This is a genomic window from Pseudomonas sp. SDO55104_S430 (assembly GCF_054070595.1).
The window spans coordinates 1-9,195 of record NZ_JBSVXG010000224.1 but is presented as its reverse complement, the minus strand read 5'-3'; the positions used below and the strand labels follow the sequence as shown (position 1 = coordinate 9,195).

The window sequence follows — 9,195 nt, the reverse complement described above, 5'->3', positions numbered from 1 at the left end:
CGTACATCTGTAGGAGCTGCCGCAGGCTGCGATCTTTTGATCTTGATCCAGGCTTTATTCAGCGATCAACCAGTCCATCTTCCACCCACCCTGGGTCTGCCCGAGCTTCTCGGCCAACCACGGCAGCAGCTCACGCAATTCTTCCTCCAGCCCCCACGGCGGATTGGCAATCGCCAGACCGGAGCCGTTCAGGCTGTTCGGCGTGTCCAGCGGATGCACCAGCAACTCCACGCGCAACAACTTCGGCGCGCCGGTGCCGGCCAGGTCCTGATAGAAACGGCGTAGTGCACGCTGATCCTTCACCGGGTACCAGATGGCCGCCACGGTCTGGCGCATCCGACCGATCGCCTCTTTCATCGACAATGCGCAGCGCTGCATCTCGTCGAGCTTTTCGAATGGCGGGTCGATCAGCATCACCGCGCGTTTTTCCGGCACCGGTAGCAACGCCCGCGGCACATGCCAGCCTTCCCCCAGGTGAACCTTGACCCGGCGATCGCCAGCCATGTTTTCCTTGAGCAGCAGACCGTCTTCGGGGTGTTTCTCGTTGATCAGCACGCGATCCTGCCGGCGGGTCAGGCGCCGCGCCAGCTCCGGTGAGCCCGGGTAGTAACGCAACTGGCCATCCGGGTTCATCTCATGCAGCACCTGCATGTAGTCGGCGGTCAGGATCGGCAGGTCCGTCTGATTCCAAAGACGCGCGATGCCTTCCAGGTACTCGCCGGTGCGATTGGCCTGATCGCCCTGCAGGTCATACAGACCAATGCCGGCGTGGGTGTCGAGATAGGCAAACGGCTGCTCCTTGCGCGACATCAGGGCGATGAGGCGGGTCAAGGTCAGGTGTTTGAACACGTCGGCGTGATTGCCGGCATGGAAGGCGTGACGATAATTCATGGCTGCTCCTGCGAAGGCCGGGAAGTTTACCTTCTGCCGGCCTGCAAGTCAGGAGTTGGCGGCCGGGCGGCTTACACATCAATCCAACATGACTGGGACTCCTGTGGGAGCGGGCTTGCTCGCGAAGAGGGCGTGTCAGTCACATCATTGCCGGCTGACACACCGCTTTCGCGAGCAAGCCCGCTCCCACAGGAGTATGCATTCCACAACACCGACGCAAAAAAACGGCCCGCCTCCATCACGGAAGCGGGCCGTTTTCATTCAAGCCGTCGGCTCTCGCCAATTACTTGTTCAGGCGGTAATCACTCTCCGCCGCCGCAAAACGCTGCAGCATGCCGGCAGTCGGCGCGCCCATCTTGCTGACGATGTAGATCGCCAGGCTGGCGAAGATGAAGCCAGGGATGATTTCGTACAGACCCAGCAGTTCGAAATGCTTCCACACGATCACAGTGATCGCACCCACCAGGATGCCGGCCAGTGCGCCGTTGCGAGTCATGTCCTTCCAGATCACGGAGATCAGCACAACCGGACCGAACGCAGCACCGAAACCGGCCCATGCGTAGCTGACCAGACCCAGCACGCGGTTTTCCGGATTCGCAGCCATCGCGATGGCAATCAGCGCCACCACCAGCACCATGGCACGACCGACCCAGACCAGTTCCAGCTGGGAAGCGGATTTACGCAGGAAGGTTTTGTAGAAGTCTTCGGTCAGGGCGCTCGAGCACACCAGCAACTGGCAGCTCAGGGTGCTCATTACCGCCGCCAGAATGGCCGACAGCAGCACACCGGCAATCCATGGGTTGAACAGGATTTTCGCCAGTTCGATGAACACGCGCTCATGGTTTTCAGTCACGGGACCGGCCATCTCAGGGTTCGCCGAGAAGTACGCGATACCGAAGAAGCCGACAGCCACGGTACCGCCCAGGCACAGGATCATCCAGGTCATGGAGATGCGACGGGCGTTGGCGATCGACTTAACCGAATCCGCCGCCATGAAACGCGCCAGGATGTGCGGCTGGCCGAAGTAGCCCAGGCCCCAGCCCATCAGCGAGATGATGCCGATGAAGGTGGTGTTGCGCAGCATGTCGAAGTTGCTCGGGTTCTGCGCTTCGATGGCCAGGAAGGTGGTGTCGACGCCACCGGTGGCCAGCAGCACGATGATCGGCGTCAGCAACAGGGCGAAGATCATCAGCGTGGCTTGTACGGTGTCGGTCCAGCTCACCGCCAGGAAACCGCCGACGAAGGTGTAGGCGATGGTCGCCGCGGCGCCGGCCCACAGCGCGGTCTCGTAAGACATGCCGAATGTGCTTTCGAACAGACGGGCACCGGCCACGATGCCCGAAGCGCAGTAGATGGTGAAGAACACCAGGATGACCACGGCTGAGATGATCCGCAGCAGGCCGCTCTTGTCTTCGAAACGGCTGGAGAAGTAATCCGGCAGGGTCAGGGCGTCACCGTTGTGCTCGGTCTGCACCCGCAGACGGCCGGCGACGAACAGCCAGTTCAGGTACGCGCCGACGATCAGGCCGATGGCGATCCAGCTTTCGGACAGGCCGGACATGTAGATGGCGCCCGGCAGGCCCATCAACAACCAGCCACTCATGTCGGAAGCACCGGCGGACAGCGCGGTCACGACGCTGCCCAGGCTGCGGCCGCCAAGAATGTAATCGGAAAGGTTGTTCGTGGAGCGATAGGCCATGAAGCCGATCAGCACCATTGCTGCGATGTAGATCACGAACGTGATCAGGGTTGGATTCATTACGCTCATTAAGTGACGCCCTGGCTTTGTTTTTATGTAGCTGCGGCGGGTGAAACCGCTGGCAAACGCTGATGTTTGACAGACGGATCTGGATGCCGCGCATTTAGGACTGATGTTTCCCCAGGAAAGCCATCAGCCGGCGCACCTGTTTTAGGCAGGTTGCACCTTGGGGCACGAATGCTATTCGCCAAAGCAAATACGGTGCAACCCATTTCTTGAGAATAAGTTGCACCTACGCGAAATCACCGACAAACCGTAGTTTTTACTCCGTTTTGATCTAGCACTTCCATGCCCTCAGAACCAAAAGCTCCAAGCACGGGTTGCACTTTCGTACCAGAATTTACTCCCGACGAGGCGCCGAATATTCCTACAAAAAAGGGTTGCACCGGGTTGCACCTCTATCGGCGCGCAGCTAATCTTGCCGCCAGCTGATGCCACGCGGTCGTGGCAAACATGAGGATAAAAACATGGCTACCACCACCCTTGGCGTCAAACTTGACGACCCGACCCGCGAACGCCTCAAGGCCGCCGCGACCTCGATTGATCGCACGCCGCACTGGCTGATCAAGCAGGCAATTTTCAATTACCTGGAAAAACTCGAGGGTGGTGCAACCCTGACCGAGCTGAACGGTTCGGCCACCGCAGTCGCTGACGACGCCGGTGAAGTCCACGCCGATCACGCCCACCAGTGCTTCCTCGAATTCGCTGAAAGCATCCTGCCGCAATCGGTACTGCGCGCCTCCATCACCGCCGCTTACCGTCGCCCGGAGCCGGAAGTGGTACCGATGCTGATCGAGCAGGCGCGCCTGCCGGCACCGATGGCCGAAGCCACCAACAAGCTCGCCGCCTCGATTGCCGAAAAACTGCGCAACCAGAAGAGTGCCGGCGGCCGCGCGGGCATCGTTCAGGGCCTGCTTCAGGAATTCTCCCTGTCGTCCCAGGAAGGCGTGGCGCTGATGTGCCTGGCCGAAGCGCTGCTGCGTATCCCGGACAAAGGCACCCGTGACGCGCTGATCCGCGACAAGATCAGCACCGGCAACTGGCAGCCGCACCTGGGCAACAGCCCGTCGCTGTTCGTCAACGCCGCCACCTGGGGCCTGCTGCTGACCGGCAAACTGGTTTCGACCCACAACGAAGCCGGCCTGACTTCCTCCCTGAGCCGCATCATCGGCAAGAGCGGCGAGCCGATGATCCGCAAGGGCGTCGACATGGCCATGCGTCTTATGGGAGAGCAGTTCGTCACCGGCGAAACCATCGCCGAAGCCCTCGCCAATGCGAGCAAGTTCGAAGCCAAGGGCTTCCGCTACTCCTACGACATGCTCGGTGAAGCGGCGCTGACCGAACACGACGCCCAGAAGTATCTGGCCTCGTACGAACAAGCCATCCACTCGATCGGCAAGGCCTCCCACGGTCGCGGCATTTATGAAGGCCCGGGCATTTCGATCAAGCTGTCCGCCCTGCACCCACGCTACAGCCGCGCCCAGTACGAGCGCGTGATGGACGAGCTGTACCCGCGCCTGCTGTCGCTGACCCTGCTGGCCAAGCAATACGACATCGGCCTGAACATCGACGCCGAAGAAGCCGACCGCCTGGAGCTATCGCTGGATCTGCTCGAACGCCTGTGCTTCGAGCCGCAACTGACCGGCTGGAACGGCATCGGTTTCGTGATACAGGCTTACCAGAAGCGTTGCCCGTACGTGATCGACTACGTGATCGACCTGGCTCGCCGCAGCCGTCATCGCCTGATGATCCGTCTGGTGAAAGGCGCTTACTGGGACAGCGAAATCAAGCGCGCCCAGGTCGAAGGTCTGGAAGGCTATCCGGTCTACACCCGCAAGGTGTACACCGACGTTTCCTACATCGCCTGCGCCCGCAAACTGCTGTCGGTGCCGGAAGTCATCTACCCGCAGTTCGCCACGCACAACGCCCACACTCTGTCGGCCATCTACCACATCGCCGGTCAGAACTATTACCCGGGCCAGTACGAGTTCCAGTGCCTGCATGGCATGGGTGAACCGCTGTACGAACAGGTTGTAGGCAAAGTTGCCGAAGGCAAGCTGAACCGTCCGTGCCGCGTTTACGCTCCGGTCGGCACCCACGAAACCCTGCTGGCATACCTGGTTCGTCGCCTGCTGGAAAACGGCGCCAACACCTCGTTCGTCAATCGCATTGCCGATCAGTCGATTTCGATCCAGGAACTGGTAGCCGATCCGGTGGCGAGCATCGAGAAGATGGCCACCGCCGAAGGTGGTTTCGGCCTGCCGCACCCGCGCATTCCGCTGCCGCGCGACCTGTACGGTGCCGAGCGCGCCAACTCCAGCGGCATCGACATGGCCAACGAACATCGTCTGGCGTCGCTGTCCTGCGCGCTGCTGGCCACCGCACACAACAACTGGAAAGCCGCGCCGATGCTCGGTTGCGCCTCCAGCAACGAAGCGCCGAGCGCCGTGCTGAACCCGTCGGATCTGCGTGACGTGGTCGGCCATGTGCAGGAAGCCACTGTCGATGACGTCGACAACGCCATTCAATGCGCCCTGAACGCCGCACCGATCTGGCAGGCCACCCCGCCGGCCGAGCGCGCCGCGATCCTGGAACGTGCCGCCGACCTGATGGAAGGCGAGATCCAGCCACTGATGGGCTTGCTGGCCCGCGAAGCCGGCAAGACCTTCGCCAACGCCATCGCCGAAGTGCGCGAAGCCGTGGACTTCCTGCGTTACTACGCGGTGCAGGCACGCAACGATTTCACCAACGACGCTCACCGCCCGCTAGGCCCTGTGGTGTGCATCAGCCCGTGGAACTTCCCGCTGGCGATTTTCAGCGGTCAGGTCGCTGCAGCACTGGCTGCCGGTAACCCGGTACTGGCCAAACCTGCCGAACAGACGCCGCTGGTGGCGGCTCAGGCCGTGCGCCTGCTGCTCGAAGCCGGCATTCCGGAAGGCGTGCTGCAACTGCTGCCGGGCCGCGGCGAAACCGTCGGCGCCGGTCTGGTGGGCGATGATCGCGTCAAAGGCGTGATGTTCACCGGCTCCACCGAAGTTGCGCGCCTGTTGCAACGCAACATCGCCGGTCGCCTGGACAGCCAGGGCCGCCCGATTCCGCTGATCGCCGAAACCGGCGGCCAGAACGCGATGATCGTCGACTCCTCGGCGCTGACTGAACAAGTGGTCATCGACGTCGTATCCTCGGCCTTCGACAGCGCCGGCCAGCGTTGCTCGGCCCTGCGTGTACTGTGCCTGCAGGAAGATTCCGCCGACCGCGTCATCGAAATGCTCAAGGGCGCGATGGCCGAAAGCCGTCTCGGCAACCCTGAGCGCCTGTCGGTAGACATTGGCCCGGTGATCGACGCCGAAGCCAAGGCCGGCATCGAGAAACACATCCAGGCCATGCGCGACAAAGGTCGCAACGTGTACCAGGTGGCGATCGCCGATGCCGAAGAAATCAAGCGCGGCACCTTCGTGATGCCGACCCTGATAGAACTGGAAAGCTTCGACGAACTGCAGCGGGAGATCTTCGGTCCGGTGCTGCACGTGGTTCGCTACAAGCGCAAGGACATCGACCAGCTGATCGGCCAGATCAATGCCTCCGGCTACGGCCTGACCCTGGGCGTGCACACCCGAATCGACGAGACCATCGCCAAGGTGATCGACACCGTCAATGCCGGTAACGTCTACGTCAACCGCAACATCGTCGGTGCCGTGGTCGGCGTGCAGCCGTTCGGCGGCGAAGGTCTGTCGGGTACCGGTCCGAAGGCCGGTGGTCCGCTGTACCTGTACCGCCTGCTGTCGACTCGTCCTACAGACGCAATCGAACAATCCTTCGCCCGCGCCGATGCAGCCGCGGCGCCGGACGTGCGTCTGCGTGAAGCCATGAGCAAACCGCTGACCGCCCTGAAAGCCTGGGCCGACAGCAACAAGTTCGCCGACCTGAGCGCCCTGTGCGTGCAGTTCGCCGCGCAATCGCAAAGCGGTGTCACCCGCGTCCTGGCCGGCCCGACCGGCGAGCGCAACAGCTATGCGATCCTGCCGCGTGAACACGTGCTGTGCCTGGCGGAAGTCGAAGGCGATCTGCTGAGCCAATTGGCGGCAGTCCTGGCTGTCGGCGGTTCGGCGGTATGGCCGGAAGGTGAATTGTCCAAGGCGCTGCTTGCACGTCTGCCGAAGGAGATTCAGGCGCGCATCAAGCTGGTGGCCGACTGGAATAAGGACGAAGTGGTGTTCGATGCGGTTCTGCATCATGGCCATTCCGACCAGCTGCGCGCGGTATGCCAGCAGGTCGCCAAGCGCGCCGGCGCGATCGTCGGGGTGCAGGGTCTGTCCCAGGGCGAGTCCAACATTGCGCTGGAGCGTCTGGTGATCGAGCGGGCGTTGAGTGTCAACACGGCTGCGGCGGGTGGTAATGCGAGCTTGATGACGATCGGTTAATCCGCAATACCTCCGGGCACCCACAAGATGCCCGGCTTGCACAAATCCTGGTGGGAGCGGGCTTGCTCGCGAAAGCGGTGTATCAGTCGACATCAATGTTGAATGATCAGCCCCCTTCGCGAGCAAGCCCGCTCCCACATTTGATTAGCGGTGCCCGCAACTCACCATCACGCTCATCAATCATCCTGTACCTCCTCCATTCCCCCACCTTAGACTCGGCCCACTTCAATAAAAGGTAGGCCGCCATGTCCGAGACGTTGCTCAGTTCCCGCAATCTGGCTTTCGAGCTGTACGAAGTCCTCGATGCCGAAGGCCTGACCCAGCGTGAGCGTTTCGCCGAGCACAACCGCGAAACCTTCGATGCCGCCCTTGGCACCGCCCGCAGCATCGCCGAGAAGTTCTTCGCACCGCACAACCGCAAGGGCGACGAGAACGAGCCGCGCTACGAGGACGGCCGGGCGATTCTTATTCCGGAAGTCAAACCGGCGGTGGACGCCTTTCTTGAAGCCGGCTTCCTCAACGCCGCGCGCAGTTTCGAGGCGGGCGGCATGCAGCTGCCTACCCTGCTGTCCCAGGCCTGCTTCGCACATTTCCAATCGGCCAACGCCGCCTCCACCTCGTACCCGTTCCTGACCATGGGCGCGGCAAACCTGATCGAAAGCTTCGGCACCGACGAACAAAAGCAGCGCTTCCTGCAACCAATGATCGACGGCCGTTTCTTCGGCACCATGGCCCTGACCGAACCCCACGCAGGCTCATCCCTGTCGGACATCCGCACCCGCGCCGAGCCTGCGGCCGACGGCACCTATCGCCTGAGGGGCAACAAGATCTTCATCTCCGGCGGCGATCACCCGCTGTCGGAAAACATCGTGCACATGGTACTGGCCAAGCTGCCGGACGCACCCGCCGGGGTGAAGGGCATCTCGTTGTTCATCGTGCCCAAGTTCCTGGTCAACGACGACGGCAGCCTGGGCCAGCGCAACGACGTGCTGCTGGCCGGCCTGTTCCACAAGATGGGCTGGCGCGGCACCACCTCCACCGCGCTGAACTTCGGCGATAACGGTGAGTGTGTCGGCTATCTGGTGGGCAAGCCGCACCACGGCCTGAGCTACATGTTCCAGATGATGAACGAGGCGCGGATCGGCGTCGGCATGGGCGCGGTGATGCTCGGGTATGCGGGCTACCTGTACTCCCTGGAGTACGCTCGCGAACGCCCGCAGGGCCGCGTGCCGGACAGCAAGGACCCGAACACCGCACCGGTGGCGATCATCCAGCACGCCGACGTCAAGCGCATGCTGCTGACGCAAAAGGCCTACGTCGAAGGCTCGTTCGACCTGGGTCTGTATGCGGCGCGACTGTTCGACGACACAACCACCCTCGAGACCGAAGCCGAGCGCAAGCAAGCCCATGAGCTGTTGGATCTGCTGACGCCGATCGTCAAATCCTGGCCGTCGGAGTTCTGCCTGAAGGCCAACGAACTGGCGATCCAGATCCTCGGCGGCCACGGCTACACCCGCGAATACCCGGTGGAGCAGTACTACCGCGACAACCGCCTGAACCCGATCCACGAAGGCACCCACGGCATTCAGTCGCTGGACCTGCTGGGCCGCAAGCTGGCGCAGAACGGCGGTGCAGGGCTCAAGCAACTGATCCGCCTGATCGCCGACACCGCCGAGCGCGCGCAAGCGTTCGAATCCCTGACACCGCTGCGTGAACCACTGGAGAAGCTGGTGGCCCGCCTGCAAACCGTGACCATCGGTCTGCTGACCGACATGGCCCAAGGCAAGGTCAACAGCAGCCTGGCGAACTCGGCGCTGTACCTGAAGGTGTTCGGGCATACGGTGATCGGCTGGCGCTGGCTGGAACAGGCGATTCGCGCCGAGCAAGGGCTGGCCAAGGGCAATGCGGCGGATGTGGCCTTCTATAACGGCAAGCTGCAGGCGGCGCGGTATTTCCTGACCTGGGAAATCCCGGCTTGCCACCATGAGCTGGCGATTCTCGAGGCGCGGGATGATGTGTGCTTGAACATGCAGGATGAGTGGTTCTAACCAAAGCCTAAAAAGATCGCAGCCTGCGGCAGCTCCTACTTTGGGTTGCGGTGGGCTGCGATCTTTTGTGCGGGAT

4 protein-coding genes are annotated in these 9,195 nt (G+C 62.2%); 2 read left to right on the top strand and 2 right to left on the bottom strand.

From position 1 onward, the window contains the following. Positions 1-54: 54 nt before the first annotated feature. Positions 55-891: a 23S rRNA (adenine(2030)-N(6))-methyltransferase RlmJ gene (locus ACW9JE_RS25575; protein ID WP_224533837.1), complete on the bottom strand. Its 837-nt coding sequence runs from the start codon at positions 889-891 to the stop codon at positions 55-57. Positions 892-1,174: 283 nt separating this feature from the next. Then, on the bottom strand, positions 1,175-2,659 hold the full coding sequence (gene putP / locus ACW9JE_RS25570; RefSeq protein WP_457434314.1) for a sodium/proline symporter PutP: 1,485 nt from the start codon (positions 2,657-2,659) through the stop codon (positions 1,175-1,177). 458 nt (positions 2,660-3,117) lie between these two features. Between putP and putA the strand changes: the two genes are divergently transcribed. Together putA and ACW9JE_RS25560 are read left to right on the top strand one after the other, a co-directional pair. Continuing rightward, on the top strand, positions 3,118-7,071 hold the full coding sequence (gene putA / locus ACW9JE_RS25565; protein WP_224533835.1) for a trifunctional transcriptional regulator/proline dehydrogenase/L-glutamate gamma-semialdehyde dehydrogenase: 3,954 nt from the start codon (positions 3,118-3,120) through the stop codon (positions 7,069-7,071). Between the two features lie 245 nt (positions 7,072-7,316). Beyond that, complete coding sequence (locus ACW9JE_RS25560) at positions 7,317-9,119, top strand: acyl-CoA dehydrogenase (protein WP_457434313.1); 1,803 nt, start codon at positions 7,317-7,319, stop codon at positions 9,117-9,119. Positions 9,120-9,195 lie beyond the last annotated feature (76 nt).